The sequence below is a fragment of the Isoptericola sp. Y581 genome, assembly GCF_059445475.1.
Genome location: NZ_JCAIUK010000006.1, coordinates 13,190 through 39,186, shown reverse-complemented (window position 1 = coordinate 39,186; position 25,997 = coordinate 13,190). Strand labels below are relative to the sequence as shown.

The window sequence follows — 25,997 nt, the reverse complement described above, 5'->3', positions numbered from 1 at the left end:
CGACACCCGGGCGGCGCGCGTGGCGGCCGTTTGCCACGCGTTGCTGAAAAGTTATCGCAAGATCTTGCATCGCGCTGCAACGGTCCGTACGTTGTGGGCATTCAAGGTCCGGCGGCAAGACCGTCGCGGGGCCGTCCACCGATGACAGCTGGGAGACACCACGATGCGACGGAGCATCCTTCTCGCCTCGGCCCTGGCCACCACCCTGGCCCTGGCGGCGTGCGGCAGCGGAGAGCCGAGCGGCGGATCCTCCGCCGACTCCGACACGGGGAGCGCGGCGCCGTCGGCGTCCGGCTCGCTCACCGTGTGGGTCGACGAGACCCGCGAGGCGGCGGTCCAGGCGGCCGCCGAGGCGTACGAGCAGGAGTCGGGCGTCGACGTCGAGATCGTCCAGAAGAACTTCGAGGACATCCGCGCGGACTTCCTGGCCCAGGTCCCCACGGGCGAGGGCCCCGACATCACCGTCGGCGCGCACGACTGGCTCGGCGAGTTCACCGCGAACGGCGTGGTGCAGCCCATCGAGCTGGGCGACAAGGCCGACGACTTCCTCCCGGTGTCCGTGCAGGCGTTCACGCAGGACGGCCAGGTCTACGGCCTGCCCTACGCCATCGAGAACATCGCGCTCATCCGCAACACGGAGCTCGCCCCCGAGGCGCCCGCCACCTACGACGACATGGTCGCCGCGGGGAAGAAGGCCGGCACCAAGTTCCCGTTCCTCATCCAGTCCGACGGCGACAAGGGCGACCCCTACACGTACTACCCGTTCCAGACGTCGTTCGGCGCCCCCGTGTTCGAGCAGAACGACGACGGTTCGTACCGCCCCGAGCTCGCCCTCGGCGGCAAGAACGGCGAGGCCTTCGCCACCTGGCTCGGCGAGCAGGGCGACGCGGGCAACCTCAGCACCGACATCTCCTACGACATCGCCGTCGAGGCCTTCGCCAAGGGCGAGTCGCCGTTCGTCATTGGTGGCCCGTGGATGCTCGAGCAGTTCAAGGACCTGAAGCTCTCGGTCGACCCGATCCCCGCGCCGGGCGACCAGCCCGCGCAGCCGTTCGTCGGGGTGCAGGGCTTCTTCGTCAGCGCGCAGAGTGAGAACGCGCTGGTGGCCAACGACTTCCTCGTCAACTACCTGTCGACCGCCGAGGCGCAGACGGCGCTGTTCGAGGCCGGCGGCCGCCCGCCGGCGCTGCTCGAGGCGGCGGACAAGGCGTCCGAGGACCCGCTGGTCGCGGGCTTCCGTGAGGTCGGTGCGTCGGCCGTGCCGATGCCGTCCATCCCGGAGATGGGCTCCGTGTGGTCCTTCTGGGGCGTCACCGAGGCGAGCATCATCTCGGGCAAGGCCGACGACCCGGTGAAGGCCTGGAACAAGATGGTCTCCGACATCGAGGGTGCGCTCGGCTGATGTCGCGTGCCCGCTACAAGGGCGCCGTCGCCGGCTCCGGGACGTTTTCCGGAGCCGGCTTCGCCGTCAAGCTCGTGCTCATCGCGCTCGTGGACGCCCTCGGGGTGTTCGGCGTCCTCGCGGCGTGGCGCGCCGGGTCGTGGGGGATCCTCGCGGCCATGGTGGCGCTGCTCGTGGTCGCCAACTGGGTGTACTTCACCAAGCGCGCCCTGCCGCTGAAGTACATCCTTCCCGGGCTGGCGTTCCTGCTCGTCTATCAGGTCTACGTGATCGGCTACACCGGCTACGTCGCGTTCACCAACTACGGCGACGGCCACAACTCCACCAAGGAGCAGGCGATCGACGCCCTCCTGGTGCAGAACGAGCGCCGCGTCGAGGGCTCGCCCGCCCAGCCGCTGACGGTCGTGGAGTCGGACGGCGGCGACCTCGGGTTCGCCGTCGTCGACGACGAGGGCGTGGAGGTCGGCACCGCCGAGGAGCCGCTCGCCGCCGCGCCCGACGCGACGGTCTCGGGCGGGGCCGTCACCGAGGTGCCCGGCTGGACGGTGTTGGACCGCGCGACGGTGCTGCAGCGCCAGGACGAGGTCACCACGCTGCGGGTGCCCGTCTCGGACGACCCGGCCGACGGCTCGGTGCGCACCCAGGACGCCCGCACGGGCTACGTCTTCCAGCCGGTGCTGGAGTACGACGAGGCCGCCGACACGATGACCGACACGACGACCGGCGTGGTCTTCACGCCGAACGACGAGGGCCAGTTCGAGTCTGCGGACGGCGAGGCGCTGCCCGTCGGCTGGCGCGTCACCGTGGGCTTCGAGAACTTCGCGACGGCGTTCGGCGACGACCGGTACGCCGGCCCGTTCATCAAGATTCTCGCGTGGACGTTCGCATTCGCCGTGCTGTCGGTCGTCACGACCTTCGCGCTGGGCATGTTCCTCGCGATGGTCTTCAACGACCCGCGCCTGCGCGGCCGCAAGGTCTACCGCACCCTGACGATCCTGCCGTACGCGATGCCCGGCTTCCTCGCGGCCCTGCTGTGGTCGGGCATGCTCAACAAGAGCTTCGGCGTGATCAACCAGGTGCTCCTGGGCGGGGCGGCTATCCCGTGGCTCACCGACCCTTGGCTGGCCAAGCTGTCGGTGCTGGGCGTCAACCTGTGGCTCGGTTTCCCGTACATGTTCCTCATCTGCACGGGCGCCCTGCAGTCGCTGCCGGGCGACGTGTACGAGGCCGCGCGGATCGACGGCGCCGGCAAGTGGCGCACCTGGAAGTCGATCACGATGCCGTTGCTGCTGGTCGCCACGGCGCCGCTGCTCATCTCGAGCTTCGCCTTCAACTTCAACAACTTCACGCTGATCAAGATGTTGACGAACGGCGGCCCACGGTTCGACGACGCGTCCGTGCCGCTGGGGCACACCGACATCCTCATCTCGATGGTCTACAACGTCTCCGGGCTGGACGGCTCGGCGCCCCGCGACTACGGCCTGGCCAGCGCCCTGTCCATCGTGATCTTCGTGGTGGTCGGAGTCATCTCCGCGATCGCGTTCCGGCAGACCCGCAAGCTCGAGGAGCTGAGCTGATGACGACGCCGACCGAACGGCCGACCGAACAGCCGACCGGGCAGACCGCACGCCCCGACGCGCGCACACCGCAGCAGCTGCGCCATCGCATGCCCGCTGGCCGGTGGGCACGGGAGCTGGGCTGGCGGCACGTCGTCGGGGTGCTGGCGGTGCTCTACGCCGTCTTCCCCATCGTGTACGTGCTCTCGGCGTCGCTGTCGCCGTCGGGCACACTGACCGGGTCGAACGACCTGTTCGCGCAGGTGAGCGGCGCCAACTACGCCGCCCTGGCGGACACGAAGTTCTGGACGTGGATGGGCAACACCCTGGTGATCGGCGTCGCGACGGCCGTGGGCACCGTGCTCATGGGCGCGGCCGCGGCGTACGCGTTCTCCCGCTTCCGGTTCGCGGGCCGGCGGCTGGGGCTGACCTCGCTGCTGATCATCCAGATGTTCCCGCAGATGCTGGCGTTCGTCGCGATCTTCCTGCTGCTCATCTCGCTGGGCGAGGTGGTGCCGGCGCTCGGGCTGAACTCGAAGCTGGCGCTGATCTGCGTGTACCTGGGCGGGGCGCTGGGCGTGAACACGTTCCTCATGTACGGGTTCTTCAACACCGTCCCGCGTGAGCTGGACGAGGCGGCCAAGATCGACGGCGCCTCGCACGCCCAGGTGTACTGGACGATCATCCTGCGCCTGGTGACGCCGATCCTGGCCGTCGTGGGGCTGCTCAGCTTCATCAGCACGTTCGGCGAGTTCATCGTCGCGCGGGTGGTGCTGCAGTCGGAGTCGAACTGGACGCTGGCCGTGGGGCTGTACGGCTGGGTGTCGTCGCTTCTCGAGGCCAACTGGGGCCTGTTCGCCGCCGGGGCGGTGCTGTCCGCGATCCCGGTGCTCGCGCTCTTCCTGTTCCTGCAGAAGTACATCGTGGGCGGGCTCACCGCGGGGTCCGTCAAGGGCTGATCGCGGGGCCGATCCCCGGGCAGGTAGACGGTCGTCACGAGGACCACCCGCGATCCTTGTGGCGGCCGTCACACCAGGGTCCTAGCCTGTGCGTCATGACCGACGACACGCGCACCTACGTCCCGGACCTCGCGCGGCTCACCGACGCCGCCGACGACTCGTTCTCCGTGCGCCGCGCATACGGCGAGCCCTATGAGCACCAAGGCCAGCTGATCGTCCCCGTCGCCAAGGTGTGGGGCGGGATCGGCACCGGTGCGGCCGGCGGAGCCGGGAACGGCGTTGCAAACGGCGCCGGCAGCGGCACGGGCAGCGGGTCCGGGCGGGGCACGGGGGACGGGACCGGGTGGCGTCGGTCGTTCCGGATCGGCACCGCGGCGACCGACGAGGGCTCCGGCGACGCCGGGGCGGACGCTCCCGCCGACAAGGGCGCCCCGGGCTCCGCGCACGGCGACGCGACGGGCGACGCCAAGGGCGAGGCGCAGGGCGAGGCCCACGGCGAGGGGCAGGGCGAGGGCGGCGGAGGTGGCGGGGGCTACGGCCTGCGCGTCAAGCCGCTGGGCGTCTTCGTGGTCTCGGCCGAGGGCACCTTCTGGAAGCCCGTGCTGGACCTCAACAAGGTGATCCTCGGCGGACAGGCCGTGGGGATCGCGATCGCGCTCGCCGCCGGGTGGGCGATCGGGCGCCGCCGCCGCTGAGCCGCCGTGTCGGCCTGGCCGACCTTCGGCTGTGGAAGCATCGGAGTCGTGGCTCGCAACCTGGAACGCATCGCCGTGCTCTCCGACGTGCACGGCAACCTCGGCGCGCTCGAGGCGGTGCTCGCCGACGTCGCGGCCCGGGGGATCGCGCGCGTGATCAACCTCGGCGACGACGCCGGCAAGGGGCCGCGGGGGAGCGCCGTCGTGGATCGGCTCGCCGAGGTGTGCGAGGCGGACGTGCGGGGCAACTGGGACGACTTCCTGGCGCAGATCCCCGACGACGGCTCGGCCGAGATGGTCTGGTGGCGCGACGAGCTGCGTCCCGACCAGCTGGCGTGGCTCGCCTCGAAGCCGCTCAGCTACGACCTGGTGCTCTCGGGTCGGCGGGTCCGGCTGTTCCACGCCTCGGCGGCGAGCGTGCACACGCGCGTGCACTTCCACCACACGCCCGAGGAGTTCGCGGGCATGTTCGCGACGACGGAGCTCACCGGGTCGGGCCCGGAGCCGACCGTCGTCGGGTACGGCGACGTGCACGACGCGTACGTCGAGACGTACCAGGGCCGCACGCTGTTCAACACCGGCAGCGTCGGCAACCCGTTGGACGAGCCGACGCCGGCCTACGCGATCCTCGAGGGCGTTCCGGACGGCGAGGAACCGGCGCCGTTCTCGATCCAGCACGTGCGCGTGCCGTACGACGTGGAGGCCGAGCTCGCCGCAGCCAGGGACCTCGGCATGCCCTGCTTCGCCGAGTGGGAGCGGGAGCTGCGGACCGCCGTCTACCGGGGGCGCGTGGTCCCCGCACCCTGATCGATGCCGTGACCTATGCCGTGATCCAGCCCGTCGCCGGTCGTGCACGGTCGGGCATGGGTGGCGCTCGCTAGGCTGCACCCCGTGCAGACGTTCGAGCAGGGCGCATTCGACCCGACCGTGGTCGGGACGTACCCGCGCCCCGCGCCGGGCGAGGAGGGCACGCCCTCCTACACCGACCACGACGTGCAGCGCTGGTTCGCCGAGCCGCCCAAGTCCAAATTCCGCACGCCGTTCGAGCGGGACCGGGCTCGGGTGGTGCACTCCTCCGGGCTGCGCCGGCTCGGCGCCAAGACGCAGGTGCTCGGGCCCGGCAGCGACGACTTCGTGCGCACCCGCCTCACCCACTCGCTCGAGGTGGCGCAGGTGGGCCGCGAGATGGGTCGCGCGCTCGGCTGCGACCCCGACCTCGTGGACACCGCGTGCCTCACGCACGACCTCGGCCACCCGCCGTTCGGGCACAACGGGGAGCGCGCGCTCGCGGAGATCGCCGAGCCGATCGGTGGCTTCGAGGGCAACGCGCAGACGCTGCGCCTGCTCACGCGGCTGGAGCCCAAGATCTTCGCCGAAGATGGGTCGCCGCGCGGGCTCAACCTCACGCGCGCGAGCCTCGACGCGAGCGTCAAGTATCCGTGGGCGCACGGGGCGGGCCCGGCCCGCCCGGACGGCGCCGCCACGCCCAAGTTCGGCGTCTACCCCGACGACGCACCCGTCTTCGGGTGGCTGCGCGAGGGCGCGCCGCAGGGGATGCGCTGCATGGAGGCGCAGGTCATGGACCTCGCCGACGACATCAGCTACTCGGTGCACGACGTCGAGGACGCGGTGGTGGGCGGCCGCCTCGACCTGCGGGTGCTGGGCGACCCGGACGAGCGGGCGCGGGTCGCCGGGCACGTGCGCTCCTGGTACGGCGACTGGCACGACCCGGACGCCCTGGACGCCGCCCTGGTGCGGCTGCGCGACACCGGCTACCTCGTCACCGATTTCGACGGTTCGCGCCGCGCCCTCGCGCGGCTCAAGGACGCCACCAGCCAGCTCATCGGCCGGTTCAGCGGGTCGGCGCAGGCCGCGACGCGCGAGGTCTTCGGCGACGGCCCCCTGACCCGGTACGCGGCGCGGCTCGTGGTGCCGCCCGAGACGGCCGACGAGATCCTGGCGCTCAAGGGCGTCGCGGTTGCGTACGTGATGGCGCCGCGCGAGGCGGAGCCGGTGTACGGCGAGCAGCGCGAGCTCATCGCGGAGCTCGTCGAGGCGCTGCTCGACCGGGGCCCGGACGCGCTCGAGGCGCCGTTCGCGGCCGACTGGCGCGACGCGGCCGACGACGGCGCGCGGCTGCGCGTCGTCGTCGACCAGGTGGCGTCGCTCACCGACGTGTCCGCCACGCAGCTCCACGCACGGCTGGTGCGGAAGGCCCGCTAGCTCAGGCCTGCTGGGCCATCCACGCGTCGCTGGCGCGCTGGACGTCCGCCGGGGTGACGTCGTCGGCCACTTGCGCGAAGAACCACCGGTGCCCCGCCGGGCAGCGCACGGCCGCCTGCCGGAAGCCCGGGAACCAGTCGCCGGGCTCCTGCGTGCTCTTGGCGCCGGCCGCGACCGCGCGGGCGTGCGCGGCGTCGGCGTCGTCCACGTACAGGGTGAACGAGCCGGTGGTCGCGCCGTCCGCCCCCGGGGCCACGGCGCCCTCCGCAGGGAAGGACGCGGCCACCGTGAAGGTGGACGTCCCCCGGTCGGTGACGATCCGCAGGTCCGAGTGGATGATCGCGTCGCCCGCGATGATGGTGTCGATCACCTCGGCCCCGAGTCCCGCGACGTAGAAGTCGATCGCGGCGCGCGGGTCGGTGACGGTGAGGTTCGGGTGCAGCGGGGACATGTCGGACAGGTCCATGGGTCTCTCCTCCTGGGTCGTGTGGCCGGGTGCGTCCGGGCGCGCTCACCATGCTCGTGTCGGTGCACTGCGGCAGTCTTGGAGGAATGCGACAGGTGTTCGAGCCCGCACCCACCGCGTCGACCGCGTCGACCCGTGGGATCGTCGACCCTGCCGCGGCCCGCGGCGGGTTCGACCTCGTGCGGCTGGACCCGGCGCCTGACCTCGCGGACCTCGTCGAGCGGCACTGGGTGGTGCGGTGGGACCTGGCGCCGGGCGCCGAGTTCACGCAGGTCGTCATCCCGCACCCGCATGCGAACGTCGTGGCCGAGGCGGGCGGCTTCGCCGTGCACGGCATCCCGGCCGGGCTGTTCACCCGGACGCTGCGCGGCTCCGGCGCCGTGCTGGGCACCAAGCTCCGGCCCGGCGCGCTGCGTGTGCTGCGCGACCGGCCCGACATCGTGCGGGCGGGGCTGGTCGTGCCGGCCGTCACCGTGCTGGCCGGCGCCGCGGCCGACGAGCCGGGACCGGCTGACATCGAGGAGGCGGGACGCCGCGCGGTGCGCGCCGTGCAGCAGGGCGACGACGCCGCGGCGGTCGCCGCCGTCACCCCCGTCCTGCGGGCGGCGGCGGCCCGGGGCCGCACCCCGCGCTCGGCCGACGCGCTGGCCCGCGTGGCGGGGGTGCTCGGCGCCGTCGTCGGCGGCGAGCTCGGCCCCGACGCCGGCGTCTCCGACCTCGCCGAGCTCGCCGGCACGACCGCGCGCTCGCTGCAGCGGTTGTTCGCCGGCTGGGTCGGGGTGAGCCCCAAGTGGGTGCTCCAGCGCCACCGCGTGCACCTGGCGGCCGACCTGCTCGCCGCCGACCCGGGTCGGCCGCTCGCGGACCTCGCCGCCGCCGTCGGCTACTACGACCAGGCGCACCTCAGCGTCGACTTCGCGCGGGCCCTCGGCATGCCGCCGGCTGCCTACGCCCGGCGTTGTGCGACGTCGCGCGGCGCGGCGTCGACGGGCGTCCTGACCCCTGCCGGGCACGCATAGACTCGGCCCGTGGCAGGGCTGATCAAGCGGGAGGACGTCGAGGCCGTTCGCGAGCGCGCACGGATCGAGGAGATCGTCTCGGCGCACGTCACGCTCAAGCCCGCCGGCGTCGGCTCCCTCAAGGGCCTGTGCCCCTTCCACGACGAGCGGAGCCCGTCGTTCCACGTGCGCCCCGGCGTCGGCCGGTGGCACTGCTTCGGCTGCGGCGAGGGCGGCGACGTCATCTCCTTCGTGCAGAAGATCGACGGGATGAGCTTCACCGATGCCGTCGAGTACCTGGCCGACCGGGCCGGGGTGCAGCTGCGCTACGAGGACTCGCGCACGGGCGCCGCGGCCGACCGCGGGAAGCGTGAGGAGCCCGGCAAGCGGCAGCGGCTGATCGAGGCGCACCGCGTCGCGGCGGAGTTCTACGCCGAGCAGCTCTTCGGCCCCGGCGCCCAGGCAGGTCGCGCGTTCCTCGCGGAGCGCAGCTTCGACCGCGCGGACGCCGAGCACTTCGGTGTCGGCTACGCGCCCACAGGCTGGGACGCCCTGCTGCGCCACCTGCAGGGCCGCGGGTTCACGCAGGCGGAGCTGGTCGCGTCGGGCCTGGTCAGTCAGGGGCAGCGCGGCATCTACGACCGGTTCCGCGGGCGCCTGGTCTGGCCCATCCGGGACGTCACGGGCGCGGTGATCGGCTTCGGCGCGCGGCGTCTGTACGACGACGACCAGGGGCCCAAGTACCTCAACACCCCGGAGACCTCCCTCTACAAGAAGTCGCAGGTGCTCTACGGGATCGACCTCGCCAAGCGGGCGATCGCGCAGGGCAAGCGGGTCGTCATCGTCGAGGGGTACACCGACGTCATGGCGGCGCACCTCTCCGGCGAGGAGTCAGCCGTCGCGACGTGCGGCACCGCCTTCGGCGCGGACCACGCCAAGGTGGTGCGCCGCCTGCTCGGCGACACGACCGCCGGGGGCGGGCTGCAGCTCGCCTCGGGCGCGTCCCTCGGCGGCGAGGTGATCTTCACGTTCGACGGCGACGCGGCCGGGCAGAAGGCGGCGGTGCGCGCCTTCGGGGAGGACCAGCGCTTCCACGCCCAGACCTTCGTGGCCGTCGAGCCCGGCGGCATGGACCCGTGCGAGCTGCGCATGGCCCGCGGCCCTGAGGCGGTCCGCGCGCTGGTGGACGGCCGACAGCCGCTGTTCGAGTTCGTCATCCGCACCACGCTGGACTCCTACGACCTCGACACCGTCGAGGGCAGGGTCGGCGCTCTGCGCGCCGCGGCTCCACTCGTCGCCGGCATCCGCGACCGGTCGATGCAGCTCGGCTACGCGCGCTCGCTCGCCCGCTGGATCGGGATCGACACGGAGGACGTGCGCAGGGAGGTGGCGCGTGCCGCCACGGCGCCGGCGCGCGCACACGGTGGTGACCAGCGGAGGGGCCAGCGGGACGCCCGGTCGGACGCCCGACCGGACGGTGACGCCGGTGCGCCGGGGGTGCCCGTGCTGGCCACCCCCGACCCGCGGGACCCGGTCGCCCGCCTGGAGCGCCAGGCGCTGGTCGTCGTGCTGCAATACCCGCAGCACGTACCAGCGTCGTTCGACGAGCTCGGCGACGTCGCGTTCGGGGTCCCGGCGTGGCGGGCCGTGCACGACGCCGTGCGCGCCGCGGGCGGCGTCGCGACGGGCCGCGAGCTCGGCGGCGGCCGATGGGTCGAGGCCGTCGCGGAGCAGGCGCCCGAGACGGTGGCGCCGCTGGTGACCGAGCTGGCGGTCGCGCCCGTGCCGGAGGACCGCGAGGATGCCATCGGGGCGTACGTGGCGGACGTCGTGCGGGCCCTGGTGGACCTGGGCCTCACCCGGCGCATCGCGGATGCGAGGAGCCGGCTGCAGCGCCTGGACCAGGAGAAGGACCCGGCCGCCTTCCAGCAGGCCTTCACGGACCTGCTCGCCATCGAGCAGCAGCGCCGCGCCCTGCGCGAGGGCTGACGACCCACGACCGTGGCCGGCGCCCGCAGGGCCGCGATCAGCGGGGTCCGAGCGTCCCGTGCACCATGGCGCGGGCCAGGCGCCGGGTGGTCTCCGCGTCGACGTCGACGTGCCCCGTGACCAGCGTGAGCAGCGCCCCGCCGTACAGGAGCACGAGCGTGGGCACGGCCGCCGGGTCGACGTCGAGCCCGGTGTCGGCGTGCATCACCGCCGTGAGGTCGGAGGCCTGCGTCGCCAGCCCGGCGAGGGCGGCGGCGAGCGCGGGACGGCGGCGCGCCTCGAGCTGGAGCTCCGCGATCGCGAGGTAGCGGTCGCGGTGCCGCGTGGCGGCGTCGAGCAGCGACGCGGCGATGAGGTCGGTCATGCGGTCGAGCGTGAGGGCTTGGTCGCGCGCTGTTCGTCGGTCGAGCCTGTCGAGACCCACCGGCGACGCCCCGACGGATGCCTCGGTCGCCTGCCGTGCGTCGGCGAGGTGCAGCTCGACGATCCTCGTGGCGACGGAGACGAGCAGCTCCTCGCGGCTGCGGAAGTAGTTCGCGGCCGTGCCCGCCGGGAGCCCCGCCGCGCGCTCGGCCGCCCGGTGCGTCAGCCCGTGCACGCCCTCGTCCACCAGCAGCGTGATCGCGGCGTCGGTCAGGTCGCGGCGTCGTTCGGGGTTGGTCCGGGGCACGCGGTCAGTATGGCAAGATGAATACCACTACGCACGTAGTGGTACCGGGTTGGCTCTCGGCTCGCGGAGGTTCGGCATGGCGACACACACGGCGATCGTGGTCGGCGGCGGCATCGGAGGTCTCGCGTCGGCCGTCTCCCTCGCGGAGGCGGGATGGCGGACGACGGTGCTGGAGCGGACGCACGAGCTCGGCGAGGTCGGTGCCGGGGTGGCGCTCACCCCCAACGCGGTGGCGTCCCTGGCCGGGCTGGGGATCGACGGCGCCGCCGTCGCCGCGCTCGGGCCGCAGACGTGGGCCACCGGAACGCTTGACGCCAGCGGCCGCCCGATCATGCGGCTCCCGGATGACCCGGGCGAACGCGCGATGACCGTGCTGCGCGGCGTCCACCGTGCGCGCGTGCACGCTGCGCTGCTGGCCCGCGCCCGCGACCTGGGGATCGAGGTCGTCACCGACGCCCGCGTGACGTTCCTCGACGCGGGCGACCCAGACGGCGCGCCCGCCGTCGTGCGCCACGCGGGCCGGGACGGCCGGGCTCACGAGCGTGCGGCGGAGCTCGTCGTCGGGGCCGACGGGGTGCGCAGTGCCGTCCGGGTGGCGGTCTTCCCCGGCCGCGAGATCGCGTACAGCGGCTACTCGAGCTGGCGGGCGATCGTGCCGCAGCAGGCGGCCGACCCCGGACTCGTGCAGTACTGGGGTGCGCACGCCGAGTTCGGTATCATGCCGGTGGGCGCGCGGGAGACCTACTGGTACGGCTACGTCCGGATGCCGGAGCGCACCCGCCTGGACGACGAGCTCGGCGCCGCGCGCGAGCGGTTCGCCGGCTGGGCGGGCCCGGTGCAGGAGCTGCTGGCGCAGACCCCGCCGAGCGCCGTGATGCGGCACGACGTGCACCACCTGCCCGGCGGGCTGTCGCGCTACGCGCGCGGCCGCGTGGTCATGGTGGGCGACGCGGCGCACGCCACGCTGCCCACGATGGGTCAGGGGGCGGCGACCGCCCTGGAGGACGGCGTGTGCGTGGGCCGTATCGTCGCGGGCGGCATGGCCGCGGGCTCGTCGCTCGGCGAGGCGCTCGCCGCCTTCGACTCCGTGCGGCGCCCTCGGTGCCGTGCGCTCGCCCGCGCGTCGGTGGCCAGCGGCCGCTTCGGCTCGCACCTGGGGCCGCGGTGGCAGGGGCTGCGCAACGCCCTGATGCGGGCCTTGCCCGCGGCGGCCGTGAGCGGGGGAGTGAAGGGCGTGATGGGCTGGACCCCGCCGGCGCTGCCCTGATGCGCGCCGGGTCAGGACTCCGCGGCCTCCTGCATGCTCGCGCGACGCTCCTGCGCGGCCTGCCGGTCGGCGGGCATCAGCGCGGCGAGCACCACCAGCACCGCCGCGACGCAGACGAGCAGCACGAAGACGAGGTGCAGCGCCGGCATCAGGCCCGCACCGGTAGGGGTGCCGTCCGGGCCGAGGGTGGTGCGGGCGTTGACGATCGCGCCGCACACCGCCACGCCGACGGCCGACCCGAGGGAGCGTGCGAACATGTTGGTGCCGGTCACGGCGCCGCGCTCGGTGAACGACGCCTGGGACTGCGCGGCGATGAGGGTGGGGACGGCGGTGAGGCCCATGCCCGCCCCGATGACGAAGCATGCGCCCGCGACGGCGAGCACGGGCGTCGCGTCGCCGAGCAGCAGCGTGAGCGCGGTGCCGACCACCACGAGCGAGGTGCCGATGACGGCGGTGAGCCGGAAGCCGATCCGCAGGTAGAGGTGTCCGGCGTTCGACGCCGACAGGGGCCAGCCCACGGTCATCGCGGCGAGGGCGAAGCCCGCCACGAGCGGACCCGTGCCGAGCACGCCCTGGGCGTAGATCGGCACGTAGGTGGACAGGCTGAGCACGACCACGCCCACGAGCAGGGAGACCGCGGTGGAGACCCCGACGACGCGGCGCCGCAGGATGGCGAGGTCGACGATGGGGTGCCGCGTGCGCCGCCCGTGGACGGCGAAGGCCACGAGCAGGAGCACCGCGACCGCGAAGATCGCGACGGAGGCGAGCGACCCCCACGCCCACCGGGTGCCGCCCTCGAGCAGGCCCAGCAGCAGCATGGTGCTGCCCGCCGCGAGGAGCGTGGCCCCGACGTAGTCGATCGGCTCGCGGGCGCCGTTGCGCGCCGGCTCGTGGTAGCGGCGCGCCAGCATCCAGGCCGCGATCGCGCACAGGGGGATGTTCACGAGGAAGATCCACCGCCAGCTCGTGAACTCGGAGAACACGCCGCCCAGGGTGGGGCCGACGACGGCCGAGATGGCCCACACGGACGCCAGGTAGCCCTGGGTCTTCGCGCGCTCCTCGAGCGTGTAGATGTCCGCGGCGATCGTCATGGACACGGGCATCACGGCGCCGGCGCCGAGGCCCTGCAGCACGCGCCCCACGATGAGGATCTCCATGGTCGGGGCGACGCCGCAGAGCATCGAACCGAGGAAGAACAGGCCCACGCCGGCGAGCATCAGCCGCTTGCGGCCCAGCACGTCCGCCAGGCGCCCGAAGACGGGGGTGCTCACCGCCTGGGCCAGCAGGTACGTGGAGAAGAGCCAGGGCAGCTGCTCGAAGCCGCCGAGCTCGCTGGCGATGGTCGCCGACGCCGTGGCGATGATCGTCGCGTCGAGCGCGACGAGCGCCGTCGCGAGCATGAGGGACAGGAGGATCGGGCCGCGCTCGGAGCGCAGCCCGACGGAGACACGAGCGGTCGTGGGCACGTGAGGAACAAGTCGGGCGCCCAAGGCAGGTATTCCCGGTGGGGGAGACTTGTCCTCGCTCCCACGACATCGAAGGACTTTCCGTGACCCTGCCTGCTCCGTCTGTACCGTTCGCCGCCCCGCTCTACCTCGACTGCGACACCGGGGTCGACGACTCGCTCGCCCTCGCCTACCTGCTCGCCTCGCCGGAGGTCGACCTCGTCGGCGCGGGCAGCGTCAGCGGCAACATCGACGCCCGGCAGGGCGCCGTCAACACCCTCGACCTGCTGGCGCTCGCGGGCCGCGGCGACGTGCCGGTCGCCGTCGGCGCGCACGACCCGCTGGCGGGCGCCTTTGCCGGCGGGGCGCCGGGCGTCCACGGCCGCAACGGCGTCGGCGACGTCGTGCTCCCGCCGTCGGGTCGCGCGCCCGTGGGGGAGCCGGCGGTGGAGCTGCTGCTCCGGCTGTCCCACGAGCACGCCGGGGCGCTGCGGGTCGTGGCCGTCGGCCCGCTCACCAACCTGGCCCTCGCGCTCCGCGAGGACCCGACGCTGCCAGGCCGGGTGCGCGACCTGACCATCATGGGCGGCGCCGCCCTGCACCCCGGCAACGTCTCGCCCGTCGCCGAGGCGAACATCGCGAACGACCCCGAAGCGGCGGCCCTCGTGCTCGCCGCCGACTGGGACGTCACCCTCGTGCCGCTCGACGTGACGATGGCGAACCTGCTCGAGGAGACCGACCGCAAGACGCTGCTCGAGGCGGGCACCGCGGTGGCGCCGTGGCTCGGCGAGGTCCTGGACCTGTACTTCGACTTCCACGTCCCGACCTTCGGCCGCCGCTGCTCCGCGCTCCACGACCCGCTCGCCGCCGCGATCACGGTCGGCGGCGTGGCGCCAACGCTCGCGCCGCGCGTGCACGTGTCCGTCGACGACTCGCGCGGCCCCGGCCGCGGGCAGACGCTCTGCGACCTGCGCGGCATGTACTCGGGCTACCCCGACCAGCCGGGCGCCCGCACGCGCCTGGTCCTCGCGACCGACGTGCCGCTCGCTCCGCACCTGGTCGAGCGGCTGCTCACGCTCTGACCGGACGACGAGGCTCCTGCCCCGCGGGCGCACGCACCACGGTCAGGTCGCTGCGGTCCGCTGCGCGGGCCGCTCGCCGGACCTCATGGCCGACGTGCGGGTCGAGGCTTCGGCAGCGTCGTCGGCTGGATGCCCGGCACCAGGCGGTCCATCATTCGCAGCAGTAGCGGGGCCTGATACACCTCGGAGCGCCGGAACCGTCCGCCCGACGGCTCCAGCACCTGGACCTCGACGAGATTGTCGATGACCTTCCGCGCCGTGACTCGGGAGACGCCCAATGCCTGCTGAAGGTAACGGGCCGTGACGACGGGCTGTTCCGCCAGGACGCGGAGGGCGTCGTGCACCTTCGAGTCGGAGCGGAAGCGGGACACGCGCTCGTTCCAGTCGTCCTGCACCTCGGCCGACTCTTGCATCACGCGCTCGGTCTCCTCGCAGGAGCCGGCCAGGACGTCGGCGAAGTAGGCGACGAACTGACTGACGGCCTCAGGCCTGGTGGCAGGGTCGCCGTGCCGGAACTCCGTCAGTCGCCGCACGTACTCGTCGGTGTCGCGTCGCAGGACCACGGACAGCGGCAGGACGCCCTGGTCGAGAGCTCCAGCGCGGGCGAGGTAGCCGTGTACCAGGACGCGGCCGGTGCGACCGTTACCGTCCTCGTACGGGTGGATGGTCTCGAACTGGGCGTGGATCAGCGCCGCCTTGATGAGCGGGCTGTCGGGGCTGCGGTTCGCGTAGTCCACCAGGTTGGCCATCAGCGCGGGCACCTTGTGGGCAGGGGGAGCGACGTACGCGGCCGTCAGTTTTGACGAGCCGCCGATCTGCACGTCGACGTCGCGGTACCCGCCGTCATGGACGTTCGGAGCGATGGTGCGGTGGATATCGTGGATGGGCTGGTCGTCCCACGGTGCGCGCAGCGACTCGACGCCGTGACGAATGGAGTCGAGGTTGCCGAGGATGGCTTGGGCTGTGTCCATATGCTCGAACTGGTAGCCCTCCATTCCGGGATCACGGTCCTTCAACTGGGCAACCATGATGTTGCGTGGGGTCTCGCGCAGGCCCTCGACCCAGGAGGATGAGATCGACTCTGAGCGCACCAGCGTGGAGTAGAGGATCGGCTGCGGTCGGTCTCGCAGTCTCTGGGCGATGCGGGCGACGGCGACCGAGATGTCGGTGATGGACTCCATCGCGTCGGCATCGAGGAGGGGTGCCATCCGCTCATCGAGTCCGACGGGGAAGTACCGTCGGTATGAGCCGCCGCGACGATCGGCCGACCGCATCGCCCCGAGGTTCGGTGGCTGGACCTCGCGCACCCACAGGGTCGGTTCGTCGGGTGCAGCGACTGAGTCGCCCCGCTTCTCGGTGGCAGCCACATCAGGCCTTCCTCTGAGTTCCTACAGTTAAGTCTAGTGACCTAACCTTAACTGTAGCGCTCGAACGGTGAAGTTTCCGGTGGGGTTCACACGTGAGGTGGGGGGTCCCACTGATCCGTAGCGGGGGCTACCCCTCACTACAGCAGGTGTTCCAGCACCAACCGAGAGGGAGCATCACGATGGACGCCGACCAGTACCCGCGCTTCCACGCCGAACTGGGCTCCCGAACCCGTCACCAAGATGTCCGAGTTGGCGGGGAGCGCCGCCTGCTGATGCGCGGCTACGACGTCGACCTGGATCGGCGGTCATGGAGGGCACCTCTCGCGAGGTTCGACGGTGAACCGGGGGTCAGTTACACGCATGTTGCACGCCGCCGAAAAGACGAATGCCCCTGACCTGCATGACTGCAGGTCAGGGGCATTCTTTGTCTGAGGCTCCCGCGGTTGGACTTGAACCAACGACCGTCCGATTAACAGTCGGATGCTCTGCCAGCTGAGCTACGCGGGATCGCATGATCACCCGGCCGTGCGGCTTTCGGATCGGAAGGAACATTACCAGGCTCACAGGGGTAGGCCGGACGCTCCCCGCACCCTGGACTCCGTGGCGTCCACCACTCGGGCGACGTCCGGCCGGGCGAGGTCGACGCCCGGTCCGGCCAGGGCCTGGGAGAACAGGCCGCCGTCGGCGGAGCGCCGCACGGCGACCTTGACGTCGCCGCCGCCGGGGACGCTCACCGTCTCGGCGAGCACCACCGACCACTCCACGCGCTCCCGCAGGGTCAGGGGGAACGGGGTGCGCTCGGCGTCCACGAGGCGCAGCACCGTGTCGGGCACGGCGTCCACCCACGTGACGACGAGCTCGGACCGCTCGGGGTCGAACACGCCGCGGTCCACGTCGCACCACGGGCGCCGCACGACGACGTCCTGCGGGTCAGGCCCGACGACGACGAGCCGGGCGGTCGTGGCCACGGCCCACCGGCCGTCGGCGAGCTCGGCGGGCGCGAGCACGCGCTCCCCGCGGGCGAGGGGAAGCGCGCGGCGCACGTCGTCGGGCAGGGGAGAGCGGCGGAACAACATGGCGTCACCGTACCGACTTCGCACCTGCGTGCTGCCGATGTCAGCCGGCGGGCGTCGCGCCCTGCCCGCCCTCGTCGGCGGCGGAGGGGCGGTACTCCTCCGCCCGCTCTCGCTTGAGTCGGGCCTGCTCCAGCAGCCAGCGCATCTCGGGATCGTCGTCCGGGTGGTCAGGGACGTCGTTTTGCTCCCACGTGCGACGGCGCCCGGGGTACTGGGCGGGCGCGACGGGACCGGCGGGGAAGCCGGTCCGGGGCGACGCGCGGCGACCCGCGCGGGCGCGCCGGCTCACGACGAGCCACGCGATCGAGCCCGCGAACGGCAGGAACACGATGAGCAGGATCCAGAAGCCCTTCTGGATGCCGCCGCCGTCCTCCTCGTCGGACTGGACGACGTCGACGAGCGCGTAGACGACGAGCGCGAGGTAGGCCAGCATCGGCAGCACGCGGAGCATGGCGGGAGCGTAGCGGCTCGGCCGCCTCGCGTGCCGCAGCCGTCACGGGTGCCCCGTGTGGGACTTGAACCCACGACCGAGAGATTATGAGTCTCCTGCTCTGACCAGCTGAGCTAACGGGGCGCGCGGCGAGCATATCGGCCCGACGCCCCCGCGCAGCGCGTGCATCCCGGCCGGAGGCGCGGTGTCATGGGGTGGTGACCGTCGACGTCAAGCGCGTGTACGACCCGCCCGGGCCCGACGACGGCGCGCGGGTGCTCGTGGACCGGCTGTGGCCGCGAGGGGTGTCGAAGGAGGACGCCCACCTGGACGCGTGGCGCAAGGATCTCGCGCCGACGTCCGACCTGCGGACCTGGTTCCACCACGAGCCGGAACGTTTCGCGGAGTTCGAGCGCCGGTACCGGGCGGAGCTGGACGGCAACCCGGCCGTGGCGGAGGTCGCCGCCCTGGGCGCGGGCGACTCCCGGCTGACCCTGCTGTACTCCGCGCGAGACACGGAGCACAACCAGGCGCTCGTGCTGCGCGACGTCCTGCGGGACTACCTCGAGGAGACGGACTCGGGCTCGCGCGCCTGAGCCGGCAGGGCGTCCCGACTCGAACGGCCGAGCACGCGACCCGTGCGCTCCAGGTCGCGTGCCACCGCCCGGCGTAGTCGTGGCCCCAGCGGCCGCTCCACGAAGCGGTGCACAAGGTAGGCGACGGCAAGCATCGCGGCGGTGACGAGCACGAACGTCACGGCGACGGGCAGGTGCGGGCTGGCCGCACCGATGATCCACTCTCCCCACGACGAGTGCAGCAGGTACAGGGGATAGGTGAGCGCACCGACCACGGTCAGCCACTTCCACGACAGCCGGTCGAGCCGGGTGAGCGCGACGGCGGCGACGAGGGCGAAGCAGACGACGATCGCGACCCAGTACGTCTCCGGCCCCACGGTGATGTCGGTGCTGTTCGCGATCCGCAGCGACTGGGAGCGGCCGGAGACGACGCCGGCAAGGGCGACGTTGAGCCCGAGCACCAGCCACAGGACGAGGGAGCGTCGCTCCTTGGTGAGCAGGAAGAGCATCATCCCGCCGGCGAACAGCGGGGCGTCGCTGCCCACCAGCACGGTGGACCATAGGTCGCTGTCGCTCCGCACGGCGATCGCCGCCAGGACCGGCCAGACCGCGGCGAACGCGATGAGCCGGTTGCGGGTCATGCCGACCGCGAGCAGCACGGCCATGAGCACGTAGAACCGGAGCTCGGTCCAGAGGGTCCAGTACACGGGCTCGATGTCCTGCACCCCGAAGGCGCGCTGCACCATCGTGAGGTTCGCGGCCGTCTCGGCGAGCCCGACGGTCTTGCGTCCGGGGTTCACCAGCACGAGCAGCGCGACGACGGCGGCCACGGAGAACCAGTAGGCAGGGAACAGCCGGCCCACGCGGGACGCCGTGAACGAGCGCACGTCGCGCCCCCAGGCGGACATCAGGATGACGAACCCGCTGATCACGAAGAACAGCTGCACGCCGAAAGACCCGTACGCCACCAGCGGCTGCAGGTTCGGGAACGACACGTCCGTCCGCGGACCCCAGGCGTGGTGGTTGACGGCGACGTAGTGGTAGGCGAGCACCGCCATCGCGGCCAGGAAGCGGAGCCCGTCGAGCGCGGCCAGCCGGGGCCGCGGCGTCGTGGGTGCGGGCGTCGTCCCGGTGCCGGGGGCGAGTGGTGTGATTGACTCAGTCATCCGTTGAAGCATCGCCCCGCACGTTATCAAACCGTGATAATCGGCGCTGTCAGGCGTCCGCGACGTGGGAGAATGCGCCGCATGGCGATGCGAGAGATCCGGGTGCTGCCCGACCCTGTGCTGCGCACACCGTGCGACGAGATCACTGCTGTCGACGACCGCGTCCGGTCCCTCGTGGAGGACCTCGTCGAGACGGTCGACGCCGACGGCCGGGCGGGGCTAGCGGCCAACCAGATCGGTGTCAGCCTGCGCGCGTTCTCCTGGAACGTCGAGGACGAGATCGGCTACGTGCTCAACCCGCGGATCGTGGAGCTCTCCGAGGAGTCGCAGGACGACGACGAGGGCTGCCTCTCCGTCCCGGGGTTGTGGTACCCGACGACGCGCGCCTGGTACGCCCGCGTGGTCGGCACGGACCTCGACGGCGCCGAGGTGGTCGTGGAGGGCACCGGGCTCCTGGCGCGCTGCCTCCAGCACGAGTGCGACCACCTGGACGGCAAGCTCTATCTCGATCGCCTCGAGCGCGGCGCGCGCAAGAAGGCGATGCGCGAGCTGCGCGAGCGGCTCTGAGTCCCTCAAGGGCTGCTCAAGTCCGCGCTTCCTCTCGCACGGCAGCCCGTCATCGGGCAGGATGTGTCAAGACGACACACCGTCGGAGTGCAGCGACCAGCAGGCCTACCGGTTCGAGGACGTAGGGGAAGACGGACCTCGGAACCAGGGAGGACAACATGGCTGGCGCGATCACCTGCGGTGTGCTGTTCGTGCACTCGGCACCCCGAGCACTGTGCCCTCACCTCGAGTGGGCGGCGGGCAACGTGCTCGACAGCCGCGTGTCGCTGGACTGGACACCCCAGCCGGCGTCGCGCGGTCTTTACCGCGCGGAGTACTCGTGGCAGGGCGCCCAGGGGACGGGTGCCCGGCTGGCTTCTGCCCTGCGGGGCTGGGACCACCTGCGCTTCGAGGTGACGGAGGACGCGAGCCACGGCGCCGACGGCGCCCGCTGGTCGCACACACCTGACCTCGGCATCTTCCACGCCATGACCGACGTGCACGGGAACGTCGTCGTGCCCGAGGACCGCGTGCGCGCCGCGCTGGAGTCCGCGCACGACCCGCGCGCCGTCCGCGACGCGCTCGATCTCGCCCTCGGCACGGCCTGGGACGACGAGCTCGAACCGTTCCGGTACGCCGGGGCCGGCGCCCCCGTGCGCTGGCTGCACCGGGTCGGCTGACCCGACGACAACGCCGGTTGAGCCTGTCGAAACCCAGCACGCCGGTTGAGCCTGTCGAAACCCAGCACGCCGGTTGAGCCTGTCGAAACCCTGTGACGGGGTTTCGACAGGCTCAACCGGCGTGGTGAGTCTCCGACAGGCTCAACCGGCGTTTCGCGTCGGTGGACCGTCTGTCAGGCGCTGGTGACCGTGAGCGCCACGTTGTGGCCGCCGAAGCCGAAGGAGTTGTTGATCGCGACGAGGTCGCCGTCGGGCAGCTTCTCCGGGGTGCTGCGCACCAGCGGGACCTGGAGCTCCGGGTCGGGGTTCTCGACGTTGATCGTGGGCGGGGCGAGCCGCTCGGACACGGCCTTGACCGTGAAGAGCGTCTCGAGCGCACCGGCGCCACCCAGGAGGTGTCCCGTCATCGACTTGGTGGCCGAGAGCCGCACGTGGTCGGCCTCGCCGCCCATGAGCTTGCGGATGGACGCCGTCTCGGTGAGGTCGCCCACCTTGGTGGACGTGGCGTGCGCGTTGACGTGCGCGACGTCGCGCGACGTCACGCCGGCGTCCTCGAGCGCCCGGCGCATGGCGGAGACCTGGCCGGTGCCCTCGGGGTCCGGCGAGGTGATGTGGTAGGCGTCGGACGACAGGCCGAGCCCGGCGAGCCGGGCGTAGATGCGCGCGCCGCGCGCCGCAGCGTGCTCGGCGCTCTCGAGCACCAGCACCGCCGCGCCCTCGCCGATCACGAAGCCGTCGCGGTCGACGTCGTACGGGCGGGAGGCGCCCTGCGGGTCGTCGTTGCGCAGCGACAGGGTGCGCGAGGCCGCGAAGGCGGCGATCGGCATCGGGTGGATCGTGGCCTCGGTGCCGCCGCACACGACGACGTCGGCGCGGCCGGCGCGGATCATGTCCATGCCGTAGCCGATCGCCTCGGCGCCGGACGCGCAGGCGGATACCAGGGCGTGTGCCCCGGCCTTGGCGCCGAACTCGAGCGACACGTAGGCGGCGGGGGAGTTCGGCATGAGCATCGGGACCGTCATGGGGAGCATGCGCCGCGCGCCGCGCTCCCGGAGCGTGTCCCAGCCGTCGAGCGTCGTCCAGATGCCGCCGATGCCGGACGACACGACCACGCCGAGACGCTCGCCGTCGACCTCGGGCGCGCCCGAGTCCTGCCAGGCCTCCCGGGCGGCGACCATGGCGTACTGCGTGGACGGGTCCATGCGCTTGGTCTCGGGCCGCGAGAGCACCTGGTCGGGGGTGACCTTAATCGTCGCGGCGAACGTGACCGGCAGGCCGTACGTCTCCGCCCAGTCGTTGTCGAGGGTGCGCGCGCCCGACTCTCCCGCCAGGGCGGCCGCCCACGTGCTGGGGGCGTCGCCGCCCAGCGGTGTGGTGGCTCCAAGGCCGGTGACGACGACGTCGCGCGAGGCAGGTGCGGCAGTCATGGGTGGTCACTCCTGGTGTGGGACGGGGTGCGGCGAGGTGCTGCTCGGTCAGGATGCCGGGCGGGCCGGGGTGACCGGCCCGCCCGTGCGGCGGGGCGAGGGCCCCGCGGCGTCACGCGGCCTGCGCACCCTCGATGTACGAGACGGCGTCGCCGACCGTCGTGAGGTTCTTGACCTCGTCGTCGGGGATGCGGACGCCGAACTTGTCCTCGGCGTGGGTCACGATCGTCATCATCGACAGCGAGTCGATGTCGAGGTCGTCCGTGAACGACTTCTCCGACACGACCGCGTCCGTGGGCAGACCGGTCTCCTCGGCGACGATCTCGGCAAGACCCTCGAGGATCTCCTGGGAGGTGTAAGCCATGGGGTACGTCTCTCCTTGTACGGGGTACCGGCCCTCCGGCACCGTGGGGTGTTGCGGTGCGATTGTCCCGCACCACGGGGGTCCGTCTCGACCTCGGGCGGCGAACCGGCCGATGGGGTCAGCAACGGGGCTTGACTAGGGCAGCACCACGACCTGGGCCGCGTAGACGAGACCGGCGCCGAAGCCGATCTGCAGGGCGAGGTCGCCCGGGTGCGCCTGATCCTCGGCGAGCAGGCGCTCCGTGGCGAGCGGGATGGATGCCGCCGACGTGTTGCCGGTGTCGGCGATGTCACGCGCGACGACCACCTCGTCGGGCAGCCGCAGCTGCCTGACCAGCTGGTCGATGATCCGCATGTTCGCCTGGTGCGGCACGAAGACCTGGATGTCCTGCGCCTCGACGCCGGCCTCCGCCATGGCCTTCGCGGCGATCGGCGCCATCTGGAAGCTGGCCCACTTGAACACGCTCTGGCCGTCCTGGCGCAGCGTCGGCCAGCCGGCCGTCGGGTCCTGGCGGAGGTCGGACCACGGGTGCGTCTGCCGGATGGATTGCGCTTTCGCGCCGTCCGAGCCCCAGACCGTCGGGCCGATGCCCGGCGTGTCCGAGGGGCCCACGACGGCCGCCCCGGCGCCGTCGCCCAGCAGGAACGAGATGGAGCGGTCGGTCGGGTCGATGAAGTCCGACATCTTCTCGGCGCCCACCACCAGCACGTTCCGCGCGGCGCCGGAGCGCACGAGGGCGTCGGCCTGGCCGATGCCGTAGGCGTACCCGGCGCAGGCGGCCGAGACGTCGTAGGCCGCCGCCGGGGTGGCCCCCAGCCGCTCGGCGAGCAGGGCGGCGCCCGCGGGCGTCTGGTGGAAGTACGTCACCGTGGACAGGATCACGACGTCGACGTCCGCGCCGGTGAGGCCGGCCGCGTCGAGGGCCTTGCGGGCGGCTGCCTCGGCCAGGTCGAGCACGCCGACCTCGGCATCCGCGCGGCGCCTGGTCACGATGCCCGTGCGCTGCCGGATCCACTCGTCGGAGGAGTCGATGGGGCCGGCGACGTCGTCGTTCGTCACCACCCGCGAGCCGCGCTCGCCCGCGACGGACAGGATCCGCGAGTGCGGGACCGGCTCCGCCTGGCGCAGCGCCCTGCGTGCCGTGCTCACGCGGCGGCCCCGCCGGCGACGGAGTGCCGCGCGATCAGGTCGCGCGCCGCGTCGACGTCGTCCGGGGACTTGACCGCGACCGACTCGACGCCCTTGAGAGCCCGCTTGGCCAGGCCGGTCAGCACCCCGCCCGGGGCGAGCTCGAGGATCGCCGTCACGCCGCGCTCGGCGAACGTCGCCTGGCACAGGTCCCACCGCACGGGCGTGGTCACCTGGGCGGCCAGGCGGGCGAGCACGTCGGCGGCGGTGCCGTGGCCGTTCGAGCCGGGCGCGAGCGTGTCGTACGAGGCCCCGTCGGCGTCCGACAGCAGCGGCAGCCGCGGGTCGGTGGCGAGCCAGCCGGTGGCGACCTGCTCGAAGGCGACGCGGGCGGAGTCCATGAACGGCGTGTGGAACGCCCCCGCGACCTGCAGCGGGATCACCCGGGCGCGGGTCGGGGGCTCAGCCGCGAGGGCGGCCAGTCGCTCCGGGTCGCCCGCGGCGACGACCTGGCCGCCACCGTTCACGTTCGCGGGGAACAGGCCTGCCGCCTCGATGGAGGCCAGCACCTCGTCCGGGTCTCCCCCGACGACGGCGCTCATGCCCGACGGCGCGGCCGCGGCGGCCTCCGCCATCGCGCGGGCGCGGTGGGAGACGAGGCCGACCGCGCCCGCGTCGTCGAGGGCCCCTGCGACGGCGGCGGCGCTGAGCTCGCCGACCGAGTGGCCCGCCGTGACGTCCACGACGTCGGTCGCGGGGCGACCGTCGAGGATCGTGCGCAGCGCGAGCAGCGATGAAGAGACGATCAGCGGCTGGGCCACGGCGGTGTCGCGGATCGTGTCCGCGTCCGACGTCGTCCCGTGCTGGGCAAGGTCGGTCCCGGCCGCGGCCGAGAAGGAGTCGAGCAGGTCGGCGGTGCCGGGCAGCTCCAGCCAGGGGCTGAGCATCCCGGGGGTCTGAGAGCCCTGTCCAGGGCAGACGACGGCAAGCACGGAACCACGGTGCCACCCCGCCCGCCGGACACGTCGTCGCGACCCGCACGAACCTCGCGGAAGGCGATTGTGGGAAACCTCCAAGCCGTGCGCTGGTCGAGCTTGTCGAGACCTGGTTGCTCTCGTCGGTCGAGCTCGTCGAGACCCGGTTGCTCTCGTCGGTCGAGCTCGTCGAGACCCGGTTTCGACAGGCTCAACCGGCAGATGCGGTGGTTCCCTCGAGCTGCCCGAGCGCCAGGGCGATCTGCAGCACGAACGACTCGCGGGCGTCGAGCGGGTCCCAGCCGCTGATCTCGGAGACCTTGCGCAAGCGGTAGCGCACCGTGTTGGGGTGCACGTACAGGCGGCGCGCCGCGGCCTCGAGGGACCGCCCCGTGCCCAGGTACGCGGAGAGGGTCTCGAGCACGGAGCCGGACGCCTCCTGCAGCGGCCGGTACGCCTGGGCGACCAGCGTGCGCCGCGCGGTGACATCGCCGGTCAGCACGCGTTCGGGCAGGATCTCGTCCGCGAGGACGGGCCGCGGGGCCTGCGGCCAGGCCGGGGCGGCGGCCAGCCCCGCGAGCGCCGCCGTGGCGGAGGCCGCCGCCTCCGAGACGTCGGGGACGACGCCGCCGATCACCACCGGGCCGGGGCCGAAGCGGTCGAGCAGGGAGGATGCGGCGGCGACCAGGTCGCCGCCGCCGCCGAGGACCAGCACCAGCCGGTCGCCGTGGATGCCGACCAGGGCGTCGCCGGCGGCACGGCGCGCCAGGCGGCGCAGCTCGGCCGTGCGGACGTCGTCCAGGCGGGTCGTGGCCTCGCCCACGACCACGAGCGCCTGACCACGACCGCTCCAGCCCAGGGCCGAGACGCGGGAGCGCAGCGAGTCGTCGCCGTCGCCGCGCACCAGCGCGTCGACGACGAGCGCCTCGAGCCGGGCATCCCAGGCGCCCCGCACCTCGGCGGCGCGCGCGTAGACCTCGGCGGCGGAGAACGCGATCTCGCGGGAGTAGCGGAGCACCGCCTCGCGCAGCTCGCGCTCGTACCCCGGGGCGGCGATCTCGTCGGAGTGCTGTTCGACGACGTCGACCATGAGGCGGACCAGCTGGAGCGTGTGCTGCAGGGAGATCGACCGCGTGAGCTCGGGCGGCGCCGCGGCGAACATCTCGCCCACGCCGTGCGGCGTGGGCGTGGGCTCGGCGAACCAGCTCACGAAGGCGTTGATGCCGGACTGGGCGACCAGCGCCACGTACGAACGGTCCTCCGCCGGGAGCTGCCGGTACCAGTGCACCTCCTCGTCGAGCCGCCGCATCGCCGCCGAGGTGAGCACGCCCACGCCCTCGCGCACGCGCTGCACGTTCTCGCCCCGCGAGACGGGGCTCTCCTCCTCGCCCGCCGCTGGGCCGGGGGAGCCCTCGCGGGCGGGCGTCCCGCTCGCCGCGGACGTCGGGGTGCCGGTGGTGGTCATGGGTCGAGGATACGGGCGGTGTTGTGGGGAGTGCACAAACGGGGTCG

General features: G+C 72.8%; 25 protein-coding genes and 2 tRNA genes. 13 read left to right on the top strand and 14 right to left on the bottom strand.

The genetic code is table 11. The features are described from left to right. Window positions 1-163 precede the first annotated feature (163 nt). The 6 genes from AC1C2W_RS12365 (at window position 164) to AC1C2W_RS12340 (ending at window position 6,835) form a co-directional block, all read left to right on the top strand. The gene (locus AC1C2W_RS12365) at window positions 164-1,402 is read left to right on the top strand and encodes a sugar ABC transporter substrate-binding protein (protein WP_495413238.1); all 1,239 of its coding nucleotides are present in this window, start codon (window positions 164-166) and stop codon (window positions 1,400-1,402) included. Beyond that, window positions 1,402-2,979 (top strand): ABC transporter permease subunit, encoded by a 1,578-nt coding sequence (locus AC1C2W_RS12360; RefSeq protein WP_495413237.1) that lies wholly within the window; start codon window positions 1,402-1,404, stop codon window positions 2,977-2,979. The genes AC1C2W_RS12365 and AC1C2W_RS12360 overlap by 1 nt, the downstream gene beginning before the upstream one ends. Beyond that, a complete protein-coding gene (locus AC1C2W_RS12355) occupies window positions 2,979-3,917 on the top strand; it encodes a sugar ABC transporter permease (protein ID WP_495389524.1) in 939 nt (312 codons plus the stop codon). Before AC1C2W_RS12360 ends, AC1C2W_RS12355 begins: the two co-directional genes overlap by 1 nt. Window positions 3,918-4,012: 95 nt before the next feature. Next, window positions 4,013-4,612: a hypothetical protein gene (locus AC1C2W_RS12350; protein ID WP_495413236.1), complete on the top strand. Its 600-nt coding sequence runs from the start codon at window positions 4,013-4,015 to the stop codon at window positions 4,610-4,612. Between the two features lie 48 nt (window positions 4,613-4,660). Next, a complete protein-coding gene (locus AC1C2W_RS12345) occupies window positions 4,661-5,419 on the top strand; it encodes a metallophosphoesterase family protein (RefSeq protein WP_495413235.1) in 759 nt (252 codons plus the stop codon). A 120-nt stretch (window positions 5,420-5,539) separates the two neighbouring features. Then, on the top strand, window positions 5,540-6,835 hold the full coding sequence (locus AC1C2W_RS12340) for a deoxyguanosinetriphosphate triphosphohydrolase (RefSeq protein WP_495389824.1): 1,296 nt from the start codon (window positions 5,540-5,542) through the stop codon (window positions 6,833-6,835). A gap of 1 nt (window position 6,836) precedes the next feature. Here AC1C2W_RS12340 and AC1C2W_RS12335 read toward each other — a convergent pair whose 3' ends face one another. Continuing rightward, a complete protein-coding gene (locus tag AC1C2W_RS12335) occupies window positions 6,837-7,301 on the bottom strand; it encodes a VOC family protein (RefSeq protein WP_495413234.1) in 465 nt (154 codons plus the stop codon). Window positions 7,302-7,387: 86 nt separating this feature from the next. Here AC1C2W_RS12335 and AC1C2W_RS12330 point away from each other — a divergent pair, with 86 nt between their 5' ends. Both AC1C2W_RS12330 and dnaG read left to right on the top strand, forming a co-directional pair. Continuing rightward, a complete protein-coding gene (locus AC1C2W_RS12330; RefSeq protein ID WP_495413233.1) occupies window positions 7,388-8,320 on the top strand; it encodes an AraC family transcriptional regulator in 933 nt (310 codons plus the stop codon). A gap of 9 nt (window positions 8,321-8,329) precedes the next feature. Continuing rightward, the gene (gene dnaG / locus AC1C2W_RS12325; RefSeq protein ID WP_495413232.1) at window positions 8,330-10,288 is read left to right on the top strand and encodes a DNA primase; all 1,959 of its coding nucleotides are present in this window, start codon (window positions 8,330-8,332) and stop codon (window positions 10,286-10,288) included. Window positions 10,289-10,325: 37 nt separating this feature from the next. Here the strand turns inward: dnaG and AC1C2W_RS12320 are convergent, their stop codons facing one another. Further along, window positions 10,326-10,958: a TetR/AcrR family transcriptional regulator gene (locus tag AC1C2W_RS12320; RefSeq protein ID WP_495413231.1), complete on the bottom strand. Its 633-nt coding sequence runs from the start codon at window positions 10,956-10,958 to the stop codon at window positions 10,326-10,328. 76 nt (window positions 10,959-11,034) lie between these two features. Here AC1C2W_RS12320 and AC1C2W_RS12315 point away from each other — a divergent pair, with 76 nt between their 5' ends. Further along, window positions 11,035-12,225: an FAD-dependent monooxygenase gene (locus AC1C2W_RS12315; RefSeq protein WP_495413230.1), complete on the top strand. Its 1,191-nt coding sequence runs from the start codon at window positions 11,035-11,037 to the stop codon at window positions 12,223-12,225. 11 nt (window positions 12,226-12,236) lie between these two features. On the opposite strand, the gene AC1C2W_RS12310 is transcribed toward AC1C2W_RS12315, so the two are convergent. After that, the gene (locus tag AC1C2W_RS12310) at window positions 12,237-13,691 is read right to left on the bottom strand and encodes an MDR family MFS transporter (RefSeq protein WP_495413229.1); all 1,455 of its coding nucleotides are present in this window, start codon (window positions 13,689-13,691) and stop codon (window positions 12,237-12,239) included. An 83-nt stretch (window positions 13,692-13,774) separates the two neighbouring features. Between AC1C2W_RS12310 and AC1C2W_RS12305 the strand changes: the two genes are divergently transcribed. Next, window positions 13,775-14,752, top strand: a complete 978-nt coding sequence (locus tag AC1C2W_RS12305; RefSeq protein WP_495413228.1) for a nucleoside hydrolase — start codon at window positions 13,775-13,777, stop codon at window positions 14,750-14,752. An 83-nt stretch (window positions 14,753-14,835) separates the two neighbouring features. Here the strand turns inward: AC1C2W_RS12305 and AC1C2W_RS12300 are convergent, their stop codons facing one another. The 5 genes from AC1C2W_RS12300 to AC1C2W_RS12280 form a co-directional block, all read right to left on the bottom strand. Further along, the gene (locus tag AC1C2W_RS12300) at window positions 14,836-16,119 is read right to left on the bottom strand and encodes a Fic family protein (protein WP_495413227.1); all 1,284 of its coding nucleotides are present in this window, start codon (window positions 16,117-16,119) and stop codon (window positions 14,836-14,838) included. 434 nt (window positions 16,120-16,553) lie between these two features. Then, window positions 16,554-16,626, bottom strand: a tRNA-Asn gene (locus AC1C2W_RS12295). A gap of 53 nt (window positions 16,627-16,679) precedes the next feature. Further along, window positions 16,680-17,195: a hypothetical protein gene (locus tag AC1C2W_RS12290; RefSeq protein ID WP_495413226.1), complete on the bottom strand. Its 516-nt coding sequence runs from the start codon at window positions 17,193-17,195 to the stop codon at window positions 16,680-16,682. Window positions 17,196-17,235: 40 nt separating this feature from the next. After that, on the bottom strand, window positions 17,236-17,646 hold the full coding sequence (locus AC1C2W_RS12285) for a PLD nuclease N-terminal domain-containing protein (RefSeq protein ID WP_495413225.1): 411 nt from the start codon (window positions 17,644-17,646) through the stop codon (window positions 17,236-17,238). A gap of 49 nt (window positions 17,647-17,695) precedes the next feature. Then, a tRNA-Ile gene (locus tag AC1C2W_RS12280) sits at window positions 17,696-17,769 on the bottom strand. Window positions 17,770-17,843: 74 nt separating this feature from the next. Between AC1C2W_RS12280 and AC1C2W_RS12275 the strand changes: the two genes are divergently transcribed. Next, window positions 17,844-18,221 (top strand): DUF488 domain-containing protein, encoded by a 378-nt coding sequence (locus tag AC1C2W_RS12275; RefSeq protein WP_495413224.1) that lies wholly within the window; start codon window positions 17,844-17,846, stop codon window positions 18,219-18,221. On the opposite strand, the gene AC1C2W_RS12270 is transcribed toward AC1C2W_RS12275, so the two are convergent. Next, entirely contained in the window at window positions 18,185-19,366 is a 1,182-nt protein-coding gene (locus tag AC1C2W_RS12270) for an acyltransferase family protein (RefSeq protein ID WP_495413223.1), read from the bottom strand. The genes AC1C2W_RS12275 and AC1C2W_RS12270 overlap by 37 nt on opposite strands. 81 nt (window positions 19,367-19,447) lie before the next feature. Between AC1C2W_RS12270 and def the strand changes: the two genes are divergently transcribed. Further along, window positions 19,448-19,933 carry a peptide deformylase gene (gene def / locus AC1C2W_RS12265; protein ID WP_495413222.1) on the top strand — a complete coding sequence of 162 codons (486 nt, stop codon included), beginning with the start codon at window positions 19,448-19,450 and terminating at the stop codon, window positions 19,931-19,933. A gap of 158 nt (window positions 19,934-20,091) precedes the next feature. After that, entirely contained in the window at window positions 20,092-20,592 is a 501-nt protein-coding gene (locus tag AC1C2W_RS12260) for a DUF3145 domain-containing protein (protein WP_495389507.1), read from the top strand. Window positions 20,593-20,765: 173 nt separating this feature from the next. Here AC1C2W_RS12260 and fabF read toward each other — a convergent pair whose 3' ends face one another. The 5 genes from fabF to AC1C2W_RS12235 all read right to left on the bottom strand — a co-directional run bounded on the left by fabF (window position 20,766) and on the right by AC1C2W_RS12235 (window position 25,950). Continuing rightward, window positions 20,766-22,019 (bottom strand): beta-ketoacyl-ACP synthase II, encoded by a 1,254-nt coding sequence (fabF, locus tag AC1C2W_RS12255; protein WP_495391302.1) that lies wholly within the window; start codon window positions 22,017-22,019, stop codon window positions 20,766-20,768. Window positions 22,020-22,131: 112 nt separating this feature from the next. Further along, window positions 22,132-22,383, bottom strand: coding sequence for an acyl carrier protein (locus tag AC1C2W_RS12250; protein WP_079574895.1), 252 nt, complete (start codon window positions 22,381-22,383; stop codon window positions 22,132-22,134). 135 nt (window positions 22,384-22,518) lie between these two features. Beyond that, entirely contained in the window at window positions 22,519-23,532 is a 1,014-nt protein-coding gene (locus AC1C2W_RS12245; protein WP_495391303.1) for a beta-ketoacyl-ACP synthase III, read from the bottom strand. Further along, window positions 23,529-24,503 (bottom strand): ACP S-malonyltransferase, encoded by a 975-nt coding sequence (locus AC1C2W_RS12240; RefSeq protein WP_495391304.1) that lies wholly within the window; start codon window positions 24,501-24,503, stop codon window positions 23,529-23,531. The genes AC1C2W_RS12245 and AC1C2W_RS12240 overlap by 4 nt, the downstream gene beginning before the upstream one ends. A gap of 193 nt (window positions 24,504-24,696) precedes the next feature. Next, window positions 24,697-25,950: a PucR family transcriptional regulator gene (locus AC1C2W_RS12235; RefSeq protein ID WP_495391305.1), complete on the bottom strand. Its 1,254-nt coding sequence runs from the start codon at window positions 25,948-25,950 to the stop codon at window positions 24,697-24,699. Window positions 25,951-25,997 lie beyond the last annotated feature (47 nt).